A 25546-nucleotide genomic window follows, 5' to 3' on the forward strand; every position below is an offset into this window, starting at 1 on the left:
TCAACTTATAAAAGTCGCTACCCTTGATTAAGTATACAGCTGTGCAGCGAAATTGTTGTGTTTTGCGCTCGACGTCTTGCAACGACGCTGCTTATTTGTCAAACTAACTTAAGTGTCAGACATTATGGAAGATGACATCACTTGTATAGGCCACCGTTTGCCGTTCATATTTAACATAAGCCATTAACTACCAGTCGTTTGATGATGATGGTTTTATGCTACTTGTTTAATGATAGTCGCAACGACAGCCGCTACAAGTCAGAATAATTAAAAAAGGATGACTACGATGACTCAAAAATCATTTCCTATCGCGGCTGAGTTTGTCGCCGCTGCCAATACTAGCGCTGAGCAATACACCAAAGAATACCAACAATCTATTGCGTCACCTGAGGCGAACGATGCCTTTTGGGCGAAGCGTGCCGAGCTGATTGATTGGATAAAAAAACCCACCAAAATCAGCGATGTCAGTTATGACTTAGAAGATTTTCATATCAAATGGTATGAAGACGGTGAGCTTAATATCTCAGTTAACTGCCTTGATCGCCATGTAAAAAATCACCCTTATAAGCCTGCCATTATTTGGGAAGGTGACCATCCATCGCTGCACAAAATCATCTCATTTAAAGAGCTGCACGAAGCGGTGTGTCGTCTCGGGAATGCCATGCGCAAACTTGGGGTCAAAAAAGGCGACCGTGTCACTTTATATATGCCAATGATACCAGAAGCGATGGTCGCCATGCTGGCGTGTACGCGCATCGGGGCGGTACATTCGGTGGTATTTGGCGGTTTTTCTGCCGAGAGTTTGGGCAATCGCATTATCGATAGCCAATCAAAATTGGTCATTACCGCCGATGAAGGTATTCGCGGTAATAAACGCACGCCGCTCAAAGCCAATGTCGACCGTGCGTTAGACATGGATGGCACCGATAGCGTGACCAATGTCGTGGTCGTCCATCGTACGGGTAACTCTGTGCCGATGAGCGGTCGCCGCGATGTCTGGTATCACAGTTTGGTCGATGGCGAATCGAAGCATTGCGAGCCTGAAGTCATGAATGCCGAGGATCCGCTGTTTTTATTATATACTTCAGGCTCTACCGGCAAGCCAAAAGGCGTGCTGCATACCACTGGCGGTTATATCACTTATGCGCTTTCTACGTTTCGCGATGTGTTTGATGTCAAAGAAGACGATGTCTACTGGTGTACCGCCGATGTCGGCTGGGTGACCGGTCATACTTATGCTACTTATGCACCGCTCGCCAATGGTACGACGACGGTCATGTTCGAAGGTGTGCCAGAGTATCCGACGTGGGCGCGTATTGGACATATTATTGATAAACACCAAATCACGATTTTATACACGGCACCGACGGCCATCCGTGCGATGATGAAAGAGGGCGATACCTTTGTCCGTGAGTCGGATCGCTCAAGTTTGCGTTTGCTCGGGACGGTTGGTGAGCCGATCAATCCAGAAGCGTGGGACTGGTACTATCATGTCGTTGGCGGCGGTAAATGTCCGATTGTCGATACATGGTGGCAGACGGAAACCGGCGGTATCTTGCTGGCACCAATACCGGGTACTGTCGATATGAAACCAGGCGCGGCGATGAATCCGCTATATGGCATCGAGCCGGTCGTCGTCGATGCTGATGGCCATGTCTTAGAAGGTGCGGCAGAAGGTAACCTTGCGATTAGTGGCGGCTGGCCGGGGCAGATGCGTACCATTTATAACGATCACGAGCGCTTTTTAAAAACCTATTTTACAGAATATCCGGGCTATTATTTTACTGGTGATGGTGCGCAGCGTGACGAAGACGGTCACTACTGGATTACCGGACGCGTGGATGATGTGCTCAATGTTGCCGGGCATCGCTTGGGCACGGCAGAGATTGAAAGCGCGGTGGTTGCACACCCAGCAACGGCTGAGGCGGCGATTGTCGGTATGCCGCATGACATTCGCGGCATGGGGGTTTGTGCCTTTATCATTCTAAAATCGGGCGAAACCGCAACGGATGCTTTAAAATCCGAGCTCAATCGCCACGTGCGCGCGGAGATTGGCCCGATTGCTAACTTGGATGCTATTTATATGGTGGACGTCTTACCCAAGACGCGTTCTGGTAAAATCATGCGCCGTATCCTGCGAAATCTTGCCGCAGGGCAGTATGTTGGATTGGGCGATTTATCGACCCTCGCTGATAGCGCTGTCATCAATGAGCTGATTGACGTGGTCAAAGCGGAACGCGGAGATTAAAGAGTATGATTCGATAATTGGATATACTAAAAGGATATGCACTAAACTAATTTTTCCCTTCTTCAAAAGCCATACTATCGTAAATAGTATGGTTTTTTTACCTAGAGGTTATTGCTATTGGCGCGCTTTAAAGTTTCAATAACTTTTGTTTTTCTCTACATTTACAAGGTTTAACGTCATTATGCCGAACTCTTCTTTGCAGCCTACGCAGGCATCAGCGCCAAAAATTGCTATTATCGGTGCTGGCTTAACGGGGCTATTTACTGCCACCTTATTAGAACGCGCTTTTAGCCAAATGAATGAGCAGAAAATTAATGACAAATCCTTAATACCAGAAATCACTATTTTTGAGAAATCACGCAGCGTCGGGCGTCTAGCAACACGTTACCGCAGCGATAGCCTTACTGATAAAAACTGGCAATGGGCATTTGGAGCGCAGTTTTTTACCACCAAAACCACAAGCTTTCAACAATTTATTGAGCCGTGGTTGCAGACAGGTTTGCTACAGCCTTGGTGCGCGCGAGTAGTGAGCTTAACGCCAATGTCTGCGAATAATCAGACACTCGATATTCACCTCAAAGAGCAATGGGGCAGTACGCAAGCGCGTTATATCAGCACGCCAAAGATGACCAATTGGGGGCGAGCATTGGCTGATGAATTGCAGCATAGCACCATCAAGTTTAATACCCGCGTCGCGCCATTATCTCAATATAAGCAAACGCCAGATAGCAACAACAATAATAAAACTAACGACAAAACCAGTGAAAAAACCAGTAATAAAACTGAGCTATTCGATGAAAATGGCAACAGTCTTGGTCATTTTGATTGGGTGATTTGTACGGTGCCAAATGGTCAAGCCGTCGAGCTGATGGCAGATAGCGGCTTTAGTGAATGCGCAAAAATCACTGAGCCAACAATGCAGGCGTGCTATAGCTTAATGCTTGGTTGGAATGAGAACCAACCATTACCTGAGGCGCTAAGCTGTTGGGACACGGCGTGGGATGTGGCTTATGTACAGAATTCTATCATTGATAGAATATTTATCGAACATCATAAGCCTGAGCATCATGCGCTATTACCCAGCATGACCATTCATGCGCGCAACGACTGGTCAGAGCAGCACGTCGATGACGATATCGATACCATAAAAGCAAAGTTGTTAGAAGCCGCCAAGCAAGCACTAAACTGGCAAACCGACAGCGCGCCAAGCCAAGTTAACTGTCACCGTTGGCGTTTTGCTGCAACCGTAACCGCTTCTCATAAAGAGCAGTTAGGAGTATTGGTTGATGATAAGCAACAATGGATTGTCAGCGGCGATTGGTGCGGGCAAGGTAATATCGAAAGCTGCTATCAAATGGCAGCGCAGACGGTGGCAGCGATGGTTTAATTTACAGATAATAAAGGCTTTAAGGAATTAAACTTAGACGTATTACATCATAATAAATTTGAATTTATATAAATCATTAACTTACCGGCAAAAAAAGAGCCCACGAAGGAGGTGTCGTGGGCTGAGGAAAACTTATCATGCGACCGAGCTACTACTGAATAACGAGCCACAAGTAAATTGATCAAGATTTATTATTGTTAATATAAAGATGACGACAAAATCTATGATTTCAAGAAATTATCACATCTGCTTACAATTTCCAGTGTACAACTGTATTTATTACACAGTCATCATAACTGAAATTGGTCGATTTACCTAGCTTGCTTACATGTCATTACGTTTTGGTTAATTGTCCGCCGATTATTAGCTAAAAATCATCATCATAATCGTTTTGCTAAGCATCTTTTGCTCAAAAACACTTGCAATTGAGTAAAGCCAAAACCAACCGGCACAGAAGCATGACGACATGGCTGAAAAATGCTAAGCTAGCCACATTCTTATCGTTCACTATAAACTGGGTTTGTCATGACCGAGAGTACACCGCTGCACACACCAGAACAAAAACCGCTACCAACGCCAAACGACAGAAGTATCTTTAACTTACCCAACAATCTTACGATTGCGCGTATTTTAATGATTCCGCTATTTGTGGCGATTGCTTATTGGCCACCCGCCATGGGAATTGGCATGCCAGCGATTTCGGACAATGTCATCGCGCGGGTAGGTATGAGCGAATTTAGCGACAGTTTGCTGCGCCATTTGCTGCTAACCGGTGTGTTTATTATCGCCGCGGTGACCGATTGGCTCGATGGTTACTTTGCCCGTAAGCTTAACGTGGTCTCTGCGTTTGGGCGCTTTTTAGACCCAGTCGCTGATAAGCTAATGGTCGCAGCCGCATTGATTATCTTGGTACAGTGGCATCCCAATATCATTATGGCGATTGCGGCGATTGTGATTATCTCGCGTGAAATTGCTGTCTCGGCGCTACGCGAGTGGATGGCGGAGCTTGGCAATCGTACCAGTGTTGCTGTCTCGTATGTCGGCAAACTCAAAACCACTTTTCAGATGATCGCTATCACTGTGTTATTGTTAAATTGGCAATCGCTTGAAATGATAGGCTATATATTGATGGTGGCGGCGGTGATTTTAACCTTATGGTCGATGATGATTTACTTAAGAGCTGCATGGCCGTATTTAAAACAAAGCGGTTAGTATGTAGAATAAATGCTATTAGTCATTAAGTTTACACGCTTAAGTTTAAACCGCTCATAAACAAATACGCCAGTCATGATAAGTGACTGGCGTTTTTTATTTATCATAGTTTTAACTGTATTTAATGATCAAATAATTACAATTCAATAGAGAAATTTCCCCCTAAGCTTTTTTCAATCGCCGTATCGGTAACTGCCGCCGCCGTCATTTTGACCGCGCTGGTAATGGCATTACCATTTGCCCAATATTCCGCGCCATGCGGCACCACTTTAATCAGCTGTACCCTTGGATCTTCTTTGCCTTGCTCAAAATAGGCGTTATACATAACCGACCATAGTTCATTGAGTTTTTCCGCATCCTCGATCAATTCAGCAGTACCAGAAATAGATAGATACCTATCATCACCTTTCGAGGTATAAGCCAAATTTACTTCCGCATTTTGTTTAATGTTATCAACAGTCTCAGATGGCGTGTGTCCGATAAACCAGATCTCTTTGGCGCCAATGCTGGTTTCGGTGGTATTCATCGGGCAAGAGTGCAGATGGTCTTCGCCATTGCGTGTGGTCATCATGGTATATTTAATATCTTTTACCATCGCTTGGATGGTGTCCATTTGCGCTTGTTTACTCATAATAGTTATCCTTTACTATTGAAATAGGCAGTTTAAAAGCTACCGACAGATAATTAATGAATCATTAATAACTCTTAGCCGATGACTCGTTATGCGTGGAATCAGTTATTAATATAATAAAGTTGCTTAATAAAACGATATAGCTGCTCTGTAATACGCTGTGACGCTTTGTAAGCTTTAAGATTTTGATAAAACAAAATAAACCCATAAAATTTTGTTGAAAAAAACGCTAGTAAATAAAAATTTACTAGCGTTTGAAGTATCGGTCTTGTGTTTTATTTTTTTATTATTAAGACAGCAAAACTTACAGAAACCGAGGTTATAGAGAGACGGAGAAAGTCTCGCCTAAATCTTCAGCAGTTTTACCTTCTTGTACCGCTGCGGTTGCCATTTTAAACATATTGACCACTGAGCTACCGCTGATCCAGCACTCGGCACCATGTGGCACTACTTTAATCAATTGGACGTTTTCATCTTCTTTACCGTTAGCAAAAAAGGCGTTATAAACAGGCGACCATAGCTCATCTAACTTGTCTTTGTCGGTTGATAATTCAGCGTTACCACTGATAGAGACATAGTTTTTCTCGTCTTGGGTAGCGTACGTTAATCCAATTCTGGCATCGTTTTGGATGTCTTTGACGACGTCTGAGGTTTTATCACCGATAAACCAAATTTCTTTGGCAGCGACATCGGCTTTATTGGTGGTCATTGGCCAAGCGTGAATGTCACCTTTTTTATTGGTGGTACTCATCATGGCAAATTTTACGTCTTTGATAATTTCTTGGATTTTCGCGATATGCTCTTGGTTACTCATTTGGTTTGTCCTTTTATCATTATAGTAAGTGGTTCTTTGTTTAACTTATGGTTGCTTATTAATCATTCAGTTTAGACAAGCCAGCGCCGTTTATAGTAATTTTTATGAGCAGATTATATTTATAGTTGTCAAGCTCGTTATGACGCGCTTAACTCATCGCAACTGCCAACTAGAATAGCGATTATCACTATCTTATTTATATAGGTCGCCAGTAATGCGATGTGAGTGTTTGTAAGGTTTACAAGAATTAGGTAAAAATTGTGACGCCAGCTGAGCAATATTTCTGTTTTGAAAAGCTTTTTATCTCGGTTTTGACCTGCTTATTACAGGGCTTCTTGTTATAATACGCAGACCATTTACTTTGCATGGCAGAGATGCCTTGATCTTACGGATTATGCCTTTATGATGACCATCGCCGGACAACCGTTTCTTACCGATTTTCAGACGCAGCAACTCATCAGTCAGTTTCAGCAAAAAACCGAGCTAAATGTCAGCCAGATTCATACTCAGCAGGTTTATGTGCTATCGCGCGACCTCGTAGGTGATGAGCAGAAAAAAGCGCTGGATTTGTTTGGGATGCATGCCGATATTCAACTTGCCGCTCCAGAGGCCAATCAAGTACAAGTGATCGTCGGTCCGCGTTTTGGGACGATTTCGCCGTGGGCCAGTAAAGCGACCGATATCTTTAATAACTGTGAAATTGAGATTAAACGCGTCGGGCGCGTCATCGTTTATACCCTAACGATTGATGCAAAAGCAGACGGTGAATTGAGCGCAACCAATAACAAGCTTCCTAAAGCCGCTGAGCAATTATTGTTTGACCGTATGACCCAAAGCCTAGTTTATGATTTAAATGACGTAAATAAACTGTTTGATGATGAACAGCCAGCGTCGCTTAATCGCATTGACGTCATCGGCCAAGGTCAATCAGCGTTAGAGGATGCCAATAAAGAATTTGGTTTTGCCTTGTCGAGCGAAGATATCGACTATCTAATGAATGCCTACGTCAATGAGCTTAAACGTAATCCAACGGACGTTGAGCTCATGATGTTTGCGCAGGCCAACTCAGAGCATTGCCGTCATAAAATCTTTAACGCTGAGTGGACGGTCGATGGCGAAGTGCAACCAAAATCACTGTTCCAAATGATTAAAAATACTTATAAAGCCAATCCCCAAGGTATCTTGTCGGCTTATAAAGACAACGCCGCGGTGATGGCTGGTGCTAAGGGGCTGCGTTACTACCCAGTGCCGACTGATGCCACGGATGTAAATTCTGCCCATCCTTATGACTTTCATCAAGAAGAAATCGATATCTTAATGAAGGTCGAGACTCATAACCATCCAACGGCGATTGCCCCTTATGCCGGTGCAGCGACGGGCGCGGGTGGTGAGATTCGTGATGAAGGCGCAACCGGTCGTGGCGGTAAACCAAAAGCCGGTTTGACGGGTTTTCATGTATCACATCTGCATATTCCAGAGCTTGCCGAAAAATGGGAGCAGTCGGGGCAAGTCAGCACCCAAGACTACGGTACGCCCGATCGTATGGCAACCAGCCTTGAGATTATGACCGAAGCACCACTCGGCTCAGCAAACTTCTCTAACGAGTTTGGTCGTCCAAACTTATGCGGGTATTTCCGTAGTTTCCAATTAGATACCTCAGCGGCAAAAGACGGCAGCGAGATGCGCGGCTATCATAAGCCCATCATGCTGGCAGGTGGTTACGGTAATATCAAACGCAACCTCATCGAGAAAAATGCCATTCAACAAGGTGACTTATTAATTGTCCTTGGCGGCCCTGCGATGCAAATCGGTTTGGGCGGCGGCGCAGCATCATCTGTCGATAGCGGCGAGCTGGATGAAGGTTTAGACTTTGCTTCTGTGCAGCGCGATAACGCTGAGATGGAACGTCGCTGCCAAGAAGTCATCGATCGCTGCTGGGCCTTGGCTGGTAACGATGTCGACGCTAGTAACAACAGCGCGGACGGTAACCCAATCGTCTCATTACATGACGTTGGCGCCGGTGGTCTATCAAACGCCATGCCAGAATTGGTCAATGACCACGAGATGGGCGCCCATTTAAACCTGCGTAAAATCCCGTCGCTAGAAGCAGGCATGTCGCCGATGGCGATTTGGTCAAACGAAGCGCAAGAGCGTTATGTACTAGCAATTCGCCCTGAAAGCAAAGAGCAGTTTGATGCGATTTGTGCCCGTGAGCGTTGCCCGTATGCCATCTTGGGTGAAGCGACGGAAATACGTCAGCTTATCGTTGATGATGAATTGCTCGATGAGCAGCCAGTCGATATGCCGATGCAAGTATTGCTCGGTGGTACGCCGCAGATGCAGCGTAGCTTTAATCGTCAAGACAATGAGTTGCCGCCGCTTGAGCTCAATGATTTTAATTTAGCTGAATCTATCAAAGATGTGCTGCGTCATCCAACCGTTGCGAGTAAGTCTTTCTTGATTAGCATTGGTGACCGCTCAATCACGGGTATGGTAGTCCGTGACCAATATGTCGGTCGCTATCAAGTGCCCGTTGCCGATTGCGCCGTTACCGCGTCTGGTTTATTAGCGCTAGATGGTCAGCCAATGAGCGGTGAGGCGATGAGCGTCGGTGAACGTACGCCTGTTGCCCTTATTAGTCCAAAAGCTTCTGCACGCTTAGCAGTCGGTGAAGCGATTACCAATATTGCTGGCGCGCGTATTAACCAGTTATCAGACATCACCATGTCAGCAAACTGGATGGCCGCTTGTGGCGATGACAATGAGGACGCTGCATTGTTTGACGCCGTACATGCGATCGGTGAAGAACTATGCCCAGCATTGGGTATCGCTATCCCAGTTGGTAAAGATTCGCTATCCATGCGTGCCAACTGGACAGATAGCAACGAAGACGGTAGCACTGATAAATCAGTCGTTTCGCCAATGAGCCTCGTGATTACTGCTTTTGCGCCTGTTATTGACGTGGTAAAAACGCTTACGCCTGAGCTAATAAATGGTGATAGCGCCTTCTACCGTATTGATTTATCAAAAGGTAAACTGCGCCTTGGCGGTTCAATCCTTGCGCAAACGGCAAGCCAATTGGGCAATGAGTGTCCTGACCTCGATAAACCAAGCGATTTAATCGACTTCTTTAACTTTATCCAAGCGGGTAACGAGCAAGGCGTTATTAGTGCTTATCACGATATCGGTGATGGTGGTTTGCTAGCAACGATTGCAGAGATGCAATTCACCAGTCGACAAGGTATCAAGCTGTCATTGGACGATAAAAATTTACTCGGTCAGTTATTCAGTGAGGAGCTGGGCGCGGTCATTCAAGTCTTACCAGAAAACGTCGCGGCTCTTATGCAATTGGCAGAAGAATTTAACGTCAGCGATATGCTAAGCCTCGTCGGTCAAAGCTGTGAGGAAGACAGCCTCATTATCCAAACGCCAATACTCATGGTTGATGATACGCTACGCTTTAAGCGTTCTGAGCTACAACAAGAGTGGAGTCAGGTCAGCTATCAAATCGCCCGTCGCCGTGACAACCCAGCGTGCGTACAGCAAGAATATGACTTGATCTCTGATGCTAGCCATCAAGGACTTATCGCTGCGCCAAACTTTGACCTCAATCAAAAAGTTGAAGAGCCATATTTAGCTAGCCGTGAAAGTAAGCCAAGAGTCGCTATCCTGCGTGAGCAAGGCGTCAACGGTCAGACAGAAATGGCAGCAGGCTTTACCCAAGCAGGCTTTGAAGCGGTCGACGTCCATATGAGCGATTTACTTGAAGGTCGTATTAATCTACGTGACTTCGACGGTCTGGTCGCTTGTGGTGGCTTTAGTTATGGTGACGTCCTCGGCGCAGGCTCTGGCTGGGCGAACTCTATCTTGTTCCATGACGAATTGCGCATGCAGTTTGTGCGCTTCTTTGCCCGTCCTGATACTTTCTCACTCGGTGTCTGTAACGGCTGTCAGATGATGGCGCAGCTCAAAGACCTCATCCCAGGCGCAGAAAACTTTCCAAGATTTATTGCCAATAAATCTGCTCGCTTTGAGGCGCGTACGGTCAACGTCAAAGTCGAGCGTACCAAGTCTATCTTGTTCAAAGGTATGCAAGATAGTATCTTACCAATCGCTGTCGCGCACGGTGAAGGCTATGCCACGCTGGACAATACCGAGATCGACGGTATGGCAAAACACGGTCAGCTCGCCATGCGCTTTGTCGACAGCCAAGGTCATCCAACCGAGACCTATCCGCTTAATCCGAACGGTTCGGTCGGCGGTGTCACGGGTCTGTGTAGCACCGACGGTCGCGTCACCATCATGATGCCGCACCCTGAGCGTACGCTACGTGCCTACAATCATAGCTGGAAACCAGAAGCATGGGATGAGGACGGAGCGTGGATGCGTATGTTCCGTAACGCTCGCGCTTGGTTGCGTTAGGATATAGCTTAAGTTGTTTTAAATCATTGTTTTAAACATAAAAAAAGGTGGGCTTCGGCTCACCTTTTTTATGTTTGGGATTTGAGTTTTAAGAAGTAGGGGAGCTAATCCCGCTTTTCGCTTATATCTGCCAGTCTGGGCGAGGCGGTGACACGAGTTGAGATGTTGCTGTTACCTCGACACTACCTCAAACTCTAGCCACCGCAACTTGCCCAACCCAGCAGGATACCGCTACAGTCGGGGCTAAAACGCGCCTCTGAATGACCATTTTATGATAAATTAGTCTGAACTTTAATTTTAATCGGTGCGCTAGGTGCACACTACGAGCTTTTCAATAAAACCAGTCGCCATTACGAAGATTTTCTATATCTCTGTCACTTGATTTACGCACCATGTTAGATATTGCACCGTTAGCTTGTCCATGGTCTAGCTTTGTAAGAAAAGTATTGACCTCAGATTCATTCGCATGAAGTATCTTATCTAAACCCCAGTTCGGGATAAGCCACATTGTAACTCATTGATACTATTTACAATATGGCTACCTGTCCCTGCTGAGGCATGTTTTTGATGGTGGGTTTATAGGGAAACCAGCAATAAGCAATCAAACCTGACAGCAAGTTTGTGATAAACCCCGTGACACTACGATGGCGTGAGTGTTCGATTTGGCACAAGTTTTTAAGCTCTCCAAACACCGTTTCAACCAAAGAGCGATGATTGAGTAGTGCCTCATCCATAGGCTCAAGTAATTGGGGTTTCATATTACGCCGAAGTTTGGTTATCAACATGGTATCACTGTGTTTTGTGAGCCACTCGTTTAGTGCTTTACTGATATAGTCAAGGAATTTTAGAATCGCTACAAGGTGACCGACCGCAGATAGTACATTGAGTACATCTAGGGTGGGCAACACCGTAGCGGTTTAAAAGTGCTGTGACTATATAGCCTCTATCCCCAAACACCTTGCCAAACACAGACGTTGCCATATCCTTAACAGGCACACTGTCATCCGTATTACCCGCAGTGACTTTAACAGATACAAGCTCGCCCTTATGATTGATAATGGCGTGCAGCTTAAAGCCATAGAACCAGCCCATGCTGCTTTTGCCTCGGGTTGCCATTCTTTCAAAGACTTTATGACGGTAGATACGCTTGTTATGACAAACTGCTATCTTGGTTGAATCAATATAGCTGATACCTGTACAGTCGCCCATTATGCTTTGCAAGTAGGCACATAATGGCATGATACTGCGTGGTATCAGCTCTATAAACCGTGAATAACAGGGCAAGTTTGGAAGCTCCCGCTTCATCATGCCAAGCATGTGATGGTAGTAAAAAGACTTAAACTGTCGATACCGCAGTTGATGAAACAGTACCAAGATGGTCATCATCTCTGATACACTTATCTTGCATGCTCTTAGCCGTTGACGGCCCGTTGCGATTAAGTGAGCCTCAAACTCAGGTTTGAATTGCTGATAAAAGTCGTCAATATGGCAGTATAGTTCGGTTAGGTTGTCCATGTAAGAAGTCCTTTTTGCTTAAGTGGTCTTGGTAAACTTACTTTAGCAACTTTGGACTTCTTTTTTTATCTTTGTTTGAGCCCTTATCCCGAACTGGGGTTATCTAAGTAATATCGTTGTTCACTCTTGTCTAATGTAGTTTCTTGAAGTTGAAAGGGTCTATGTAGCGCAGCTTGAAGCAATGCCACTCTATATTTATCGTTCTCGATTATTTTGAAGTCTTGAGCATTTATATCTATGATCACGTTATATTCTGCGAAACCACTTTCAACAGAAATACTTAAAGTGTAAGCTCCATTTTCTGCTTTCGCTAGCATACGAAGATCATAAAAGATGATTTCTTTATCCATATTTTTTCCTAATCAGCTTTCCCTTTCTGAGCCTCAGCAATCAACTCATGAATCTTAGCGCTTTCTTTTAGCACACAAGCCTCATACGCAGAGAGCGGCTCGGCTTCCTGCTCTTTTTCTTGCTCCTGTTTGGCTTTTTCTTCTAGATATTTCTGTAGCTCGTCTTGCTCATTTTGCTCGTTGTATTGTGAGTTGCTCATGGCTTATGTCTCCTAATATTTTTATCGTTTAATAAAAGTCATCACGACCAGCATACTTCTTATTGAGTGCGCGTAGTATCGCATACGTTTCTAAATCCAGCTCGCCCGTTGGCTGCTGCGGTCTGAAATGCAATTGAAAGGCATACACGACATTACGACTGGCTTTATCCCACGCGTCTATATCATTGATTTGATAACCATAATCGCGAAATGCTTGCTTAATCTCAGGTATCGTTGCTGCTGCAAGCACGTCTTGATTCATAAAAAACTGCTTGTCAAATTCATCATACCAAGCGCCAATGCCGTAATCGAAATACAGTCGCTGCCAAGGAAATTTTGCACCGGGGTCAATCTTGCGCGAGGGTGCCATATCCGCATGACCGATGATATTCTTTGCTGAGATATTATATCTTTTTGCCAACTCTTGTACCAGCTGCGCCACTTTTTTAATCTGTAACTCATCAAATTCTACATAGTGCTCATAAGGATGATAGTCGAGCGCGCCGTTTTTTAAGGCATCTCGATATTCAGGCTTAATGCCTGCATTGACAATCTCGATGCCGATTGAGGTATCGTTGAGAATCGTTCTACCAGCAAAACCGCCCGCGCCAGCATGCCATGCGCGTTCGCTTTCAGGCATTAAGTTATAAATTTTATTATCGTCACGATCTAAAATCAGATAGTGGGCGCTGACGTTACCGGTGGTCAAAAGCTTAATAGCGCGGGCATTATTGCTCACCGTATAATGCAGGACAATGGTTTTAATACGTTCACTTTTACCAGTGGCTTGGTAGGTTTCGCTATCAATAACGAAGGGTTCAGTATTCGCTATTTGGGTGTTATTAGTTGTCGCGCAGCCAATTAAAGGCAGCGTTAAGGCACATGCTAATGCTAAAAAAATATTTTTTGCCATGAAATGCTCTGTATGAATAAGGGTAGGCGATGATGCTTACCTTTATTTGTTATTGATAGTAGAGAGATAAGATTGAGATATTTTTACAGCTTTTTAATCCTTGCGAATCTTCTTCGCCAAAACCGTTTTCCAACTGTCCTCCAAACATTCAATTGATAGCCACGGCTCGATAACCTCAGCATCAAATTTCTCTTTTGAGTTTGATAATTGCCATAATTTTTCTAGGGTCGCAAAAGGATAGGGGCGTTCGATGAGATAAACCGGCAAATCAGCGTTAATCATACCGTCACGTACGACTTCAAAATACCAGCCAGCAATACCTTGTTTGGTCACCCAAGAGGCGATATTTGGCACTTTGTTCAGTTTAAACTGTCCGATTTGGTCATTGATTTTGTAGCACGGACGGCGCGGTTGCACGATGCGTAATTGAACACTATCGCCACCATTCCCATTAATGATTTCATCTTGACCATACTGAAAAACATCACCGATACACACCGTCGACTCATCCATTGCAGGCAGACCAGTGACCGCTTCGGTCGTTAAGTTTTCACCCAAGGTACCAACGCGTACCTTTAAGCCAAACTCTGTATTTATCTTGTCATAAGTTGACGTCGCTAGCTGATGTACAGCTTTTAGCGGGCCGCCGTGATGGCGTCGGTCGGCTTGTTCATCAGTGCTCAGACCCATAAAATTCACCGCAACCGCTTCTTTGATGGGTGCTTTATCAATCGCGCTCATCTGCTCACGGGCAAATGGCATCGCTTTGCCAGCGCGCACGCAGACTAGATTGGCAATATGTAGCGGTAAGGGTTGATTAAAATCAGCGCTATTTTTTTGGCTAGAAGATGCTATTTGCTCTATGCTCATGGAATATCCTAATCGATAGGGATTTATTAGGCGAGTGGTTAACTCATTAGAGATGTTAAAGATGGCTATTATCTTAGCCTAATCAGGCATGTGATTATATGGCTTTAGCAATTTAACCTTTATCTGTACCAAATTTTAAACAAAAAAAGACCAGAGTAGAATCTGGTCTTCTTCTTAAACAATGCTGTTAACAAACAAGATTATTTGTTTTTATTGCGGCGACCTGCGGTTTTCTTCTCACGTGGTACAGCGACCAGTTCCGCCAATTGATCAGGTGACGACCATAGGCCTTCTAAGTCATAGAACTCACGCGCAGCTGGCGTCATCATATGCACGACAACAGAGCCCAAATCAATCAGCGTCCAGTCAGAATCGGTACCGCCTTCACGGCCAAGTGGCATAAAACCCGCTTGCTTAACTTCAGCGCCGACGCTGTCTGCCATCGCACGGACGTGGCGTTTCGACGTACCGTCAGCGATGACGATGCGCTCCATCACGTCCGTTAGATTTTCTACGTTTAAAACAGTGATATTTTTTGCTTTCATATCATCAAGCGTGTTTTCGACTACCGCTAAGCATTCTTTTAAGCGTTCTTCAGTCATGGTATTGGTCATAAATGGTCTTCTCTTCAATCATAAATATTAAAAATAAAATAGTAAATCATCACATTGCTTGTGCTCACGCGCCCTTGAAAAATAGGTAAATAGGCAGGTGTTTTTGCGGCAACATGGATAAAATAGGTAAAGTTAAACGTATAAGGCGATTTTAACGGAATTGAGCAGCAGAATATAGCTGATGGTCGATAATATATTGATAAACGGCAGGATTTAGCCATTTAGCGAACGAATTGGGTACAGTCGGGTTAATGATAGCATTTATTGGCTGTAAAGTTGCGTTTTGCGAACCTTGCTTGCGCAGCTGTTGACGTACTTGGGTGCTTGATATCGCTGCCACAGGGCGCGGGTCTATATAAATGCATCCTTGAGCGGTGTTTTTCAAGTTACTGCTGGCTGTTAAATGCTGCAAAGCTGGCGCGACAAGGTCAGTAGCCGAGTCAGTGATGAAGTGTTGCAATGCTATGGGAAGCTGAGATTGCAGTGCAGTAAGGTTTGACGTTACTAAGTCTTGATTAATAAGCTTTTCTTGTGCAATAGTATTTTCATCATTATTATTAATAATAGGGTCATTTTTAATAATAGGGTCATTTTCAGCAATGCTAAGCCGATTAAATACCCATAAATTGACATGATCGGTCAGCGTCAAACCGTCTTTCCATTTATCCAAACTCTGCGCGCTGTCCATGCCCATGATAAATATCAGGTCATCGTGCGGGTAGCGCGCGCGTAAGGTTTTTACACTATCAATGGTATAGACCGGCGGCGTTTGCCACAGCTCAAGCTCATTGATTTGTAGCGGGGTATTTTTTATAGCCAGCTTTAGCATGGCCAGACGGTGCTTAGGGTCGGTGCTGTCTGCTTTAAACGGCGAGCGCGCATTGGGCAATAATGACACCTGTAGCTCACGCTGTTGTTGCTTTGCTATTGGTAATAAACTTTGATAAACATACAGCGCCATTTGCAGATGACCATTATGCACAGGATCAAATGAGCCGCCCAAATAGGCACGAATGGCGGGTTTGGCGTTTTTCGTTAGGTGATAGTCTTTAGAATGAGGCATAAATAAATGAGCAAAAAGCGCTGCGAATGTACAGTGTCGTTAAGTGAACTATAGCATTATTGTCGAGCGCTCAGTAGGGTCGTATGTTTTAAAGCCCTAAAGATTTAACAAAAATAGTCCATAAAAAACCGACCATCATGATGATAGTCGGTTAAATGTAGAGCGATTAAGCATGACTGTAAATTATAAACGGTACCGAGATTAAATCGCGTCGCTATGCGCTTGGATGGCGGTCAGGGCAATGGTATAAATAATATCATCGACCAACGCACCACGCGACAAGTCATTAACGGGCTTATTCAAACCTTGCAACATCGGTCCGACACTGACCACATTGGCGCTACGTTGTACCGCTTTATAGGTGGTGTTACCAGTGTTTAGGTCAGGGAAGATGAAGACGTTTGCTTGTCCGGCAACCGGTGAGTCAGGGGCTTTTTGTTTACCGACGCTCATGACCGAAGCGGCATCATATTGCAATGGGCCATCGACGGCGAGGTGCGGCGCACGCTGACGGACGATTTCGGTTGCACGAATGACTTTTTCGACATCAGCGCCCGTACCAGATGAACCCGTTGAGTAGCTAATCATCGCCACTTTTGGATTGATACCAAAGGCGGCGGCAGACTGCGCCGATTGAATGGCGATTTCAGCGAGCTCTTCGGCGTTCGGGTCAGGATTAATGGCACAGTCACCATAGACCACCACTTGCTCAGGTAGCAGCATAAAGAACACTGACGATACCAGCGAATACTGCGGCGCGGTTTTAATTAGCTGAAACGCAGGGCGCACGGTATTCGCGGTTGTGTGTATTGCCCCAGAAACCAAACCGTCTACCTCGTCCATCTCGAGCATGGTCGTACCCAAATAAACCGTGTCTTTGAGGTATTCAGCAGCGACTTCGGCGTTGGTTTTACCCTTACGGCGCTCGACCACGGCATTGATATATTTATCCATATCGAGGCTATCAGGGTCGATAATCTCAAGGCCCTCAGGCAACACCAAATCGCGATTTTTCACTACTTGCTCGACCTCACTACGCTTGGCAATCAACACGCAGTTGGCGATACCGCGACTTTGGCAAATGCACGCCGCTTCGACCGTACGTGGCTCTGAGCCTTCTGGGAGCACGATACGTTTTTTGGCATTTTGCGCTTTTTTGACCACTTGATGACGAAATGCCGATGGTGATAAGCGCATCTCATATTCTTGGCTAAAGTACTCTTTAATCCAGTTGAGGTCTAAATGCGCGGCGACATAACGTGCCACTTCTTCGGCGCGCTCGGTATCATCGCTTGGAATCTCAGAGCTCATATGCATCAGGCTTTGTACGGTCTCATAACTGTCACTTTCGACACTCATGATAGGGATGCCGGTTTTGAGCGCCGATTGCCAAAGCTCAGCGACTGTTTCGCTTGGGACTACGCCGCCTGTTAATACCAGTCCTGCTAAAGGGATGCCGTTGATACAAGCAAGCCCTGCGGCCAACAGTAAGTCGTCGCGGTCACCCGGCACAACGATAAGCGTACCACGTTTAAAGACTTCATCAACGCGAGCGACCGAGCGCGCGGTCAAACTGATGCGGTTGATACGGCGCGATTTTGCCTCACCGACATTTAGCCAAGTGGCGTCAAGCTCAGCGGCGATATCCCACGTGCGTGGCACAGAGAGCGAGTCACTAAAGGGCACTACGCCGATTAAGCGGAACTCTTCGGTATTAAAGTGTGGTGACAGGCGCTGCACTTCTTGCATAAAGCCCTCGTCTAAATTGACGATGGCTTCGCCTGGGGCGACCATTTGATTTTCGAGGGTGCTTTGGGCGTTTGGTAAATCGTGCATCCGCATTAAGATACAACCAAGCGTGCGCTCACTGGCAATACCGCCAAATTCACGGGCGTGGACGTCAAGCTTGTCAGCCAGATAGGCAGGTTTACTGGTATCGGCGGTGCTGACAAAAATGATTTTAGCATCTAAGGCATGGGCAATGGCGCGGTTGATTTGCGACGCATAAGAGGTCTCAGTCGTCGATACTAAGCCTTCACAAATCACCACATCGTAGTCGTCGCCTAAGGTATGATAATTGACGACTACTTCTTCCATCAAATCATCAAGATTGTCGTCGCCAAGCATACGCTCAAGGCGCTGACGGCTGATAGATTTGGGTGGATTAAGACCAAAAGCGTGCATTGCCAGCGCGCTTGAGCTGTCTAAACTGTTTTGCTTATCTAAGGTATCGTCTTGTAAAAACGGCTTCATAAAGCCAGCTTTGATACCGTTATAGTCAAAGGCGCGAATCAAGCCTAACGCCGCTGACGTCACACCGATACCGCGACTGATGGGCACAAGTAAAAAAGTTTGCATAATGTATCCTACTATTTATTTTATTTTTTAAGCGCGTTTTATCCTTGTGCCATACAAACGCTCCCTGTTTTCTTATGGCACAAGTCATGGTTTGTTTAGCAATCTGATGCTTACAAACCTAAGGCTTCGCGCGTTTCTTGGGCAATGCGGCATTCTTCATCGGTTGGTACCACCCACAGCTCAATGCTGCTATCGTCGGCATGGAAACTGCCTTCTTTGCCACCGACCAAGCTAGCGTTTTTAATGCTATCTACCTTGATACCAAAATGCGGCATCATCTCTAAAATACGCGTCCGCGTGGTCACTGAGTTTTCGCCAATCCCGCCAGTAAAGACAATACCGGTAAAGTTAGGTAGCGCACAGCTTAAGCTGGCAAGGTACTTAGCGACGCGGTAGCAGAACATCTCAATCGCAAGCTTAGCGTCTTGATGACCTTCATTTGCTGCTTGTTCGATAGTACGTAAATCATTGGATAAGCCTGAAATTCCCAGCAGGCCACTTTCGTTATTGAGCATCTTATCGGTTTCTTCTAAGCTCATGCCTAGCTGGCGCTTGAGATGAATATGCAGGCTTGGGTCGACATCACCGCTGCGCGTGCCCATCATCAGCCCTTCAAGCGGCGTCAAACCCATACTGGTATCGAGACTTTCACCATTATAGACAGCCGTCGCCGAGCAGCCATTACCTAGGTGCGCGGTCAACCAACCATGTGGCGCTTTAGCACTGGTGATTTCGCTGGCGCGTTCTGATACATAAGCGTGCGAGGTACCATGAAAGCCGTAACGACGGATTTTATATTCATCATAAAGGACTTTTGGCAGTGGATAACGAAAGGCAACAGGTGGCATGGTTTGGTGGAAGGCGGTATCAAATACCACCACTTGCGGAATCTCGGGATAAATTGCTTGTACTGCTTCGATACCGAGCGCATTGGCAGGGTTATGGAGCGGTGCCAATACTTTTAAGCGTTTGACTTCTTCTAACACATGCTGATCGACACGCACCGCTTCTGAATACTCGCGGCCGCCATGCACCACGCGGTGGCCGACAGCAATAAAGTGATATTGCTCAAGTAACTCAAGGATTTTTTTCAAGGCCAGTTCATGACGACCGCCAGCGATGGCGATTTCTAGATTTTCACCATTTAGCGTTGTGTGTTTGATACGAGCAGTGTCGAGGCCTAAGTTTTCTGCCAGACCTGTGATACGCGTAGTATTGTCTTCGCTGATGAGTGCGTATTTGATTGAAGAGGAGCCGCAATTTAGTACTAAAGTGGGGTTGGTTAGATTCGATGTTGCAGAGTCTTTATCGTTAAATTTGGTGGTTACGCCAGCGCTCATACTCTATCCTTAGAAGTTATTTTTTGGGTGGTGAATCGACATCGATAGTCACCGATTACATAAAAAAACCAGCCATATTCTTGTCGCCGTAAGTCAAACAGCTGCCATACGCAACAATCCTATCGCTGATTTTTATCATTGCTTTTAGTCTTACTTTTAGCATTGTTTTTCGCATTATTTTTAATATTTTTCTTAATATTGTTTTACGCATTTCAGGCTTGCAGTGTTTTTAAACATCTTTAAAGCTCATAACTGCCCATAATGCTCGCAGCGGTTAATGGCTATTAAAACCCATATTAGCGCTTCATTGCTGCTGCAAGGGTTCACTATAATGTACCATATTTTGAATTTTATACCACGATAACTATAAGGCTTTAATCATGCCGTTTTATACAAGTGTACACCGAATATAATCAATCTCTTGCATAGATAATAGGATAAAAGCACTTTTTATAAAATTGTAAGTAAGTTTGTCTGTGGTTCTCTGTCTGTAGCTATTGATAGTGTTTATAAAATCCCATTTTGCCTATCGTTAGTCGTTAATTCTTATAAATTTATGTGCCAATCAGCAGCAGGGGGCGCACAACTTTATCGAATAATGCTATGATTAAAAAATTGTTCTATTTTTCTATTGCAGCCTTATTTTCGCTGATAGTGATTGTTATCGCCTGCAAACCATTGCAAGATGAAAGGTTAGCCATTCTATGTTTACTATACGCCGTACCTCAAATTTTAACAGCGCTAATTTAAGCGTTGACGTCAAATCTGCTGTTTATCAGCTAACCATAGCGACGCTGGTCATCGGGGCAACTGCCTTGGCAGGTTGCGGGCAAAAAGGCGATTTGTACTTAACAGAATCGAGTAGCCAAACGGTAAAAGACAATACGGCTGTGCTTGGGAGCACCAGTCATCCGCAAGATGCCGCCTTTACTAAGCTTAATGACAATGCAAATAACGAGCAAGATGCCGATAATTTTCAGCTGCCTGCGCCGAGTACGGATCCTAACGATTATTAATGCTTGTCTATTAGTATTGGTTTGTTAAAAGCCAAATACGCAAACGATTCTCAGCCTATCCAAGCTACTAAACCCATTAATCCCTTAATACATTGATTATATTAGAGACAACTTTATGAGTCAGTCAGTCACGACCAAAACTGAGCAAGGATTGTATGTGCATCCTGAAGCCTTAACCGCCCATTTGCCCGCGCTCGATTATCGCGATGGCGCGTTATATATGGAGCAGGTAAGTATTGATGAGGTGATCAAGCACTATGGTACGCCGTGTTATGTCTATTCAAAACAAGCGATTTTAGACGTTTATCAGGCTTATACCACAAGCTTTGCCCGCCTAAAGCATCAAATTTGCTATGCGGTGAAAGCAAATTCTAACCTTGCCGTACTTGGCATCTTGGCGCAAGCAGGGGCAGGATTTGATATTGTCTCACGCGGTGAGTTGATGCGGGTTTTGGCAGCGGGCGGGAAAGCTGAGCGCGTGGTATTTTCAGGTGTTGGCAAAACCTATAGCGAAATCGAATATGCCCTTAATCAAGGTATTGGCTGCTTTAACGTTGAGTCGATTAGTGAATTGGCGCTGATTAACGAAGTGGCAAAAGCGCTTGATAAAACCGCGCCGATTTCATTGCGGGTCAATCCAGACGTCGATGCCAAAACCCATCCGTATATTTCAACCGGTTTAAAAGACAATAAATTTGGCATCAGTCATGAAAATGCCGTTGCGGTTTATGAACAAGCGGCGCAATTATCGCATATTGATATTGTCGGTATCGACTGTCATATCGGCTCGCAATTGACCGAGGTTGCGCCATTTGTTGCAGCTTTAGATAAAGTGATTGAGCTGATACATAGCTTGCGAGCTAAAGGGATTGAGCTGCGTCATATCGACTTGGGCGGCGGGCTTGGCGTACGCTATATCGATGAGACGCCAGTGTCTATCGAGGAGTTCGCCCAAGCATTACTGCCTAAGCTGAGTGAGCTTGGTTTAACGGTATTCTTTGAGCCGGGTCGTAGTATCGTGGCCAATGCAGGTGTATTATTAACCAAGGTTGATGTACTTAAACCAACCGAGCACAAGAACTTTGCTATTGTCGATGCGGCAATGAATGATTTGATACGTCCTGCTTTATACCAAGCAGAAATGGCAGTGATTCCTGCGACATTGCCCAAAGACGGTTTAGATACCGATGGTACACAGCCGTGGGATATCGTTGGGGCGATTTGTGAAACTGGTGACTTTTTAGCAAAAGACCGCTTATTGTCATTAGCAACAGGTGATATTTTAGCTATCACTGGCGCTGGTGCGTACGGCTTTACCATGAGTAGCAATTACAATTCGCGCGGTCGTGCTAGCGAAGTGATGGTAGCCGATGATAAGCATCAACTGATTCGCAAACGCGAAACGCTTGAATCTTTATATGCTGATGAAGTGTTGTGGCAGGATAAATAGTTTTTTAGCCAGTTTAGTGCTTACGAGTTTTTTTAGTTAAAAATGACCCATTGTGATAACGACAATGGGTTTTTTATTGCCTGCTTTAATGAAAATTTGGATAAAAAATATTTGTTCGGTGATAGCGCCCTAACTTCGCGTTTGATAGCGGTGATAATTATGATTGTATCTGACAGCGTGCTACTATAAGGCATACATAAAAATAGGATAGGATAACAAGGATATGCTAATAGAATTTACAAAAATGCATGGGCTGGGCAATGATTTTATGGTCATCGATTTGGTGACCCAGCGCTTAGAATTGACCAAGGAATTGGTACAGCTGCTGGGCGATCGTCATTTAGGTATAGGCTTTGATCAATTGCTCGTTGTTGAGCCGCCGATGCGCCCCGATGTTGATTTTAGTTATCGCATTTTTAATACCGATGGCACAGAGGTTGAGCAATGCGGTAATGGCGCGCGCTGTTTTGCCCGTTTTGTGCAAGCGCGTAAACTGTCATTTAAGCAGCGCCTGCGCGTTGAGACGGCAAGCGGGATAATCTCCTTAACGACCGACCGTTACGGTTGGGTCGAAGTCGATATGGGTAAACCGAAATTTGAGCCAAGTGAGATTCCCTTTACCCCAAGAGCGACGACCAAAATCCAAAACGCCTATCATCTAAACGTCAATGGTACGCCGGTGCAGCTGTATGTCGCCAATATGGGCAATCCGCATGCGGTCATCAGGGTTGATAATGTCCTAGAAGCCGATGTTGAAACCTTGGGTAAAGCCATCGAATCGCATCCGGCCTTTCCAGAGCGCGTCAATGTCGGCTTTATGCAAGTCATGAATCAGCGTCATATCCGTCTGCGGGTTTATGAGCGCGGGGTCGGTGAAACCCAAGCGTGCGGCACCGGTGCTTGTGCTGCGGTGGCGGTTGGTATCCGTGAAGGCTGGCTCGATGAGGGCGAAGACATACGCGCGCAGCTCTATGGCGGCAGTATGATTGTCAAATGGCAGCCGGGTTATTCTGTGATGATGACGGGGCCAACGGCGTTTGTCTATGAAGGCGTCTTTAGCCCAGACGGTCTGATGGCACAAGCGGGTATCAAGCCCAATCCAGAAGGCTAATAAATAATGACGACAGCGCCTAGCTCAGATATTCAGTCAAACACTATATCAAACACTGAGTCAAAAAAATGGCTATCGGCAGAACTGGCAACAACCATCGAAGCAGATAGCACGCTGCGTGAACTGCTAGCGCCAGTGCATCGTTGGTTAAATACGCTGTCGGTGCGCAATCACTCCGAACATACGCTGGTGGCTTATTTTGCAGGGCTAAACCAGTTGGCGCTATTTTTACGCGGCAAGCGTCTGACATGGACGCGCTGTGATAAGCGCCAATTGGCCCAGCATATCAGCCAACGCCTCGATGAAGATAAGCTGGCACTGGCGAGCGTTCAGCAAGAGCTATCGGCTATCCGTCATTTTTATGGCTGGTTGATAGAAGAAGGTTTAGCGCGTATCAACCCAACCACCGGCTATCAGCTAAAGCGTAGTCCAAGACCGCTGCCGTCTATCGCTGACGTTGATTTATTGTCGCAACTGCTTGACCAAGAAATCCCTGATACGCCAGAGCAGGCGCGCTTGTGGCTGCGTGATAAGGCAATGTTCGAACTGCTTTATAGCAGCGGTCTGCGTGTTGGTGAGCTGGTGGCGCTTGATGTGGCCGATATAGACTTAGCTGATTTGCGCGTGCGGGTGACGGGTAAGGGCAACAAAACGCGCTTAGTGCCATTAGGTATCAAAGCCGCCGAGGCGATTAAACGTTATCTACCGCACCGCAATCTTTGGGTAGAGCAGATGGACAATGCGTTGTTTATCAGTGAAAAATTAGGTACACGTTTATCCACACGTGCGGTGCAGCAGCGTCTCAAAGTTGCGGCTACGCGGGCTGGGATTGCGCAAAACATGTATCCACATTTACTCCGTCATTGCTTTGCTTCGCATATGCTATCCGGCAGTGGCGATTTGCGCGCGGTACAAGAAATGCTCGGGCATAGTGATATCAGTACCACGCAGATTTATACCCATGTCGATTTTGCTAAATTAACCCAAGTTTATGACCGCGCCCATCCGCGTGCGTCGCATACGAAAAATGACGTTGATATTAATTAAGCTCCGATTATTTCTTAAGTATTTAATCCTACATTTATGCCAAACGGTGACAGTCAAAGATTGGCATCTTTTGCCGTCCTTGCGCTTGTCCTGCTTTATCTAAGTTTGCTAATACCAAGGCATAATTTTTATTAGCAGAGTTTTTTAAGTCACTATCCTCATAGCTATTGATAATCGTGCCGTCATAAGCAGTAATCGTGCTATGTCCCCATGTTTGCCGACTATCGCCATTCTTATAAAGATGCTCACCACCTTGTGCGGCACCAATCACCATACACTGACTGTCTAATGCCCGCGCGCGTAGCAATAGCGACCAATGTGCCTGTCCCGTTAAATAAGTAAACGCCGATGGCGCACTTAACACCTCTGCGCCCGCCTGCCGTAATCGCTGCGCTAAGGCTGGAAAGCGTAAATCAAAACAGACCATCATACCGAGCTGATAAACGGCATCATTTGCTTCGAGTGGAACCACAACCGTTTGCGTGCCAGGCTCAAAAGTCGCCGCTTCATTATAGCTGCCTTGTTTATCGGCAACGGTTGCAGTAAATAAATGAATTTTGTCGTAGCGTGCCACACGTGTACCATCTGGCGCAAACAACTGACTGACTTGACGTAGCCTTCCATCGGGCACGATGACGCCATCAGGGCGATAAGGGCAGGGCAGCGAGCCTGCTAATAGATAAATACCAAAAGCACGTGCATACTCGGCCATTGCGTCGGATAACTCATCAAAACGCTCGGCAGTGGCAAACTGCCGACCCATGCTACAGCAGTTTTCTGGTAAAACGATTAACTGCGCGCCTTGCTTACTTGCCTCGCTAATAGCAGCTTTTATATCGGCTAAATTGGCTTCGATGTCTTGCTGACTGCTCATTTGTACAGCAGCAACGGTGAGTTGTCCGTTATTTCTTATCTCATTCATAGTATTATTCTCGATTTTTAAGCTTTATAGGGCTTTACTCTTAGTTATTTTTATCCTGTTATA

General features: G+C 45.6%; 19 protein-coding genes and 1 pseudogene. 8 read left to right on the top strand and 12 right to left on the bottom strand.

What is annotated here, in order from left to right:
- Positions 1–286 precede the first annotated feature (286 nt).
- The 3 genes from acs to pgsA all read left to right on the top strand — a co-directional run bounded on the left by acs (position 287) and on the right by pgsA (position 4847).
- Complete coding sequence (gene acs, locus AB8P72_RS01160; RefSeq protein WP_068404648.1) at positions 287–2248, top strand: acetate--CoA ligase; 1962 nt, start codon at positions 287–289, stop codon at positions 2246–2248.
- Between the two features lie 181 nt (positions 2249–2429).
- Positions 2430–3635 carry an NAD(P)/FAD-dependent oxidoreductase gene (locus AB8P72_RS01165; RefSeq protein ID WP_068404646.1) on the top strand — a complete coding sequence of 402 codons (1206 nt, stop codon included), beginning with the start codon at positions 2430–2432 and terminating at the stop codon, positions 3633–3635.
- A 633-nt stretch (positions 3636–4268) separates the two neighbouring features.
- Positions 4269–4847: a CDP-diacylglycerol--glycerol-3-phosphate 3-phosphatidyltransferase gene (gene pgsA / locus AB8P72_RS01170; protein WP_369958254.1), complete on the top strand. Its 579-nt coding sequence runs from the start codon at positions 4269–4271 to the stop codon at positions 4845–4847.
- A 136-nt stretch (positions 4848–4983) separates the two neighbouring features.
- On the opposite strand, the gene AB8P72_RS01175 is transcribed toward pgsA, so the two are convergent.
- Together AB8P72_RS01175 and AB8P72_RS01180 are read right to left on the bottom strand one after the other, a co-directional pair.
- Entirely contained in the window at positions 4984–5478 is a 495-nt protein-coding gene (locus AB8P72_RS01175) for a pyridoxamine 5'-phosphate oxidase family protein (protein ID WP_068404642.1), read from the bottom strand.
- A gap of 319 nt (positions 5479–5797) precedes the next feature.
- Positions 5798–6292, bottom strand: a complete 495-nt coding sequence (locus AB8P72_RS01180; protein ID WP_068404640.1) for a pyridoxamine 5'-phosphate oxidase family protein — start codon at positions 6290–6292, stop codon at positions 5798–5800.
- Between the two features lie 402 nt (positions 6293–6694).
- Here AB8P72_RS01180 and purL point away from each other — a divergent pair, with 402 nt between their 5' ends.
- The gene (gene purL, locus AB8P72_RS01185; RefSeq protein WP_369957927.1) at positions 6695–10714 is read left to right on the top strand and encodes a phosphoribosylformylglycinamidine synthase; all 4020 of its coding nucleotides are present in this window, start codon (positions 6695–6697) and stop codon (positions 10712–10714) included.
- A 527-nt stretch (positions 10715–11241) separates the two neighbouring features.
- Here the strand turns inward: purL and AB8P72_RS01190 are convergent.
- The 9 genes and pseudogenes from AB8P72_RS01190 to AB8P72_RS01230 all read right to left on the bottom strand — a co-directional run bounded on the left by AB8P72_RS01190 (position 11242) and on the right by AB8P72_RS01230 (position 19937).
- Positions 11242–12229 (bottom strand): annotated as a pseudogene (locus AB8P72_RS01190) (IS982 family transposase).
- A gap of 83 nt (positions 12230–12312) precedes the next feature.
- Positions 12313–12579, bottom strand: coding sequence for a hypothetical protein (locus AB8P72_RS01195; RefSeq protein WP_193030048.1), 267 nt, complete (start codon positions 12577–12579; stop codon positions 12313–12315).
- Positions 12580–12587: 8 nt separating this feature from the next.
- Positions 12588–12779, bottom strand: a complete 192-nt coding sequence (locus tag AB8P72_RS01200; protein WP_068406245.1) for a hypothetical protein — start codon at positions 12777–12779, stop codon at positions 12588–12590.
- Between the two features lie 28 nt (positions 12780–12807).
- A complete protein-coding gene (locus tag AB8P72_RS01205) occupies positions 12808–13692 on the bottom strand; it encodes an N-acetylmuramoyl-L-alanine amidase (protein WP_193030049.1) in 885 nt (294 codons plus the stop codon).
- Between the two features lie 93 nt (positions 13693–13785).
- Positions 13786–14562: an MOSC domain-containing protein gene (locus AB8P72_RS01210; RefSeq protein WP_068406251.1), complete on the bottom strand. Its 777-nt coding sequence runs from the start codon at positions 14560–14562 to the stop codon at positions 13786–13788.
- A 200-nt stretch (positions 14563–14762) separates the two neighbouring features.
- Positions 14763–15176, bottom strand: coding sequence for a ribosome silencing factor (rsfS, locus tag AB8P72_RS01215; protein ID WP_068406254.1), 414 nt, complete (start codon positions 15174–15176; stop codon positions 14763–14765).
- Between the two features lie 151 nt (positions 15177–15327).
- Positions 15328–16239 (bottom strand): nicotinate-nicotinamide nucleotide adenylyltransferase, encoded by a 912-nt coding sequence (locus AB8P72_RS01220; RefSeq protein ID WP_193030050.1) that lies wholly within the window; start codon positions 16237–16239, stop codon positions 15328–15330.
- Between the two features lie 201 nt (positions 16240–16440).
- On the bottom strand, positions 16441–18597 hold the full coding sequence (gene pta, locus AB8P72_RS01225; RefSeq protein WP_068406260.1) for a phosphate acetyltransferase: 2157 nt from the start codon (positions 18595–18597) through the stop codon (positions 16441–16443).
- Between the two features lie 110 nt (positions 18598–18707).
- Positions 18708–19937 carry an acetate/propionate family kinase gene (locus AB8P72_RS01230; RefSeq protein ID WP_193030051.1) on the bottom strand — a complete coding sequence of 410 codons (1230 nt, stop codon included), beginning with the start codon at positions 19935–19937 and terminating at the stop codon, positions 18708–18710.
- A 704-nt stretch (positions 19938–20641) separates the two neighbouring features.
- On the opposite strand from AB8P72_RS01230, the gene AB8P72_RS01235 reads away from it, so the two are divergent.
- The 4 genes from AB8P72_RS01235 (at position 20642) to AB8P72_RS01250 (ending at position 24561) form a co-directional block, all read left to right on the top strand.
- Entirely contained in the window at positions 20642–20953 is a 312-nt protein-coding gene (locus AB8P72_RS01235) for a lipoprotein (RefSeq protein WP_068406267.1), read from the top strand.
- 115 nt (positions 20954–21068) lie between these two features.
- On the top strand, positions 21069–22403 hold the full coding sequence (gene lysA, locus AB8P72_RS01240; protein WP_193030052.1) for a diaminopimelate decarboxylase: 1335 nt from the start codon (positions 21069–21071) through the stop codon (positions 22401–22403).
- A 223-nt stretch (positions 22404–22626) separates the two neighbouring features.
- A complete protein-coding gene (gene dapF, locus AB8P72_RS01245) occupies positions 22627–23514 on the top strand; it encodes a diaminopimelate epimerase (protein WP_068406273.1) in 888 nt (295 codons plus the stop codon).
- Positions 23515–23520: 6 nt separating this feature from the next.
- Positions 23521–24561, top strand: a complete 1041-nt coding sequence (locus AB8P72_RS01250; protein ID WP_068406276.1) for a tyrosine recombinase XerC — start codon at positions 23521–23523, stop codon at positions 24559–24561.
- Positions 24562–24595: 34 nt separating this feature from the next.
- On the opposite strand, the gene AB8P72_RS01255 is transcribed toward AB8P72_RS01250, so the two are convergent.
- Positions 24596–25483 (bottom strand): carbon-nitrogen hydrolase family protein, encoded by an 888-nt coding sequence (locus tag AB8P72_RS01255; RefSeq protein WP_068406279.1) that lies wholly within the window; start codon positions 25481–25483, stop codon positions 24596–24598.
- Between the last annotated feature and the right edge of the window lie 63 nt (positions 25484–25546).

The organism is Psychrobacter sp. CLB018, from assembly GCF_041222815.1.
Taxonomy (GTDB): Bacteria; Pseudomonadota; Gammaproteobacteria; order Pseudomonadales; family Moraxellaceae; genus Psychrobacter; species Psychrobacter faecalis.

Coding starts and splice junctions, on each gene's coding strand:
- AB8P72_RS01200 (WP_068406245.1), bottom strand. CDS start 12,779: ATGAGCAACTCACAATACAACGAGCAAAATGAGCAAGACGAGCTACAG.
- AB8P72_RS01165 (WP_068404646.1), top strand. CDS start 2,430: ATGCCGAACTCTTCTTTGCAGCCTACGCAGGCATCAGCGCCAAAAATT.
- acs (WP_068404648.1), top strand. CDS start 287: ATGACTCAAAAATCATTTCCTATCGCGGCTGAGTTTGTCGCCGCTGCC.
- AB8P72_RS01175 (WP_068404642.1), bottom strand. CDS start 5,478: ATGAGTAAACAAGCGCAAATGGACACCATCCAAGCGATGGTAAAAGAT.
- AB8P72_RS01250 (WP_068406276.1), top strand. CDS start 23,521: ATGACGACAGCGCCTAGCTCAGATATTCAGTCAAACACTATATCAAAC.
- dapF (WP_068406273.1), top strand. CDS start 22,627: ATGCTAATAGAATTTACAAAAATGCATGGGCTGGGCAATGATTTTATG.
- purL (WP_369957927.1), top strand. CDS start 6,695: ATGATGACCATCGCCGGACAACCGTTTCTTACCGATTTTCAGACGCAG.
- lysA (WP_193030052.1), top strand. CDS start 21,069: ATGAGTCAGTCAGTCACGACCAAAACTGAGCAAGGATTGTATGTGCAT.
- AB8P72_RS01220 (WP_193030050.1), bottom strand. CDS start 16,239: ATGCCTCATTCTAAAGACTATCACCTAACGAAAAACGCCAAACCCGCC.
- pgsA (WP_369958254.1), top strand. CDS start 4,269: ATGATTCCGCTATTTGTGGCGATTGCTTATTGGCCACCCGCCATGGGA.
- pta (WP_068406260.1), bottom strand. CDS start 18,597: ATGCAAACTTTTTTACTTGTGCCCATCAGTCGCGGTATCGGTGTGACG.
- AB8P72_RS01255 (WP_068406279.1), bottom strand. CDS start 25,483: ATGAATGAGATAAGAAATAACGGACAACTCACCGTTGCTGCTGTACAA.
- AB8P72_RS01195 (WP_193030048.1), bottom strand. CDS start 12,579: ATGGATAAAGAAATCATCTTTTATGATCTTCGTATGCTAGCGAAAGCA.
- AB8P72_RS01230 (WP_193030051.1), bottom strand. CDS start 19,937: ATGAGCGCTGGCGTAACCACCAAATTTAACGATAAAGACTCTGCAACA.
- AB8P72_RS01210 (WP_068406251.1), bottom strand. CDS start 14,562: ATGAGCATAGAGCAAATAGCATCTTCTAGCCAAAAAAATAGCGCTGAT.
- AB8P72_RS01180 (WP_068404640.1), bottom strand. CDS start 6,292: ATGAGTAACCAAGAGCATATCGCGAAAATCCAAGAAATTATCAAAGAC.
- rsfS (WP_068406254.1), bottom strand. CDS start 15,176: ATGACCAATACCATGACTGAAGAACGCTTAAAAGAATGCTTAGCGGTA.
- AB8P72_RS01235 (WP_068406267.1), top strand. CDS start 20,642: ATGTTTACTATACGCCGTACCTCAAATTTTAACAGCGCTAATTTAAGC.
- AB8P72_RS01205 (WP_193030049.1), bottom strand. CDS start 13,692: ATGGCAAAAAATATTTTTTTAGCATTAGCATGTGCCTTAACGCTGCCT.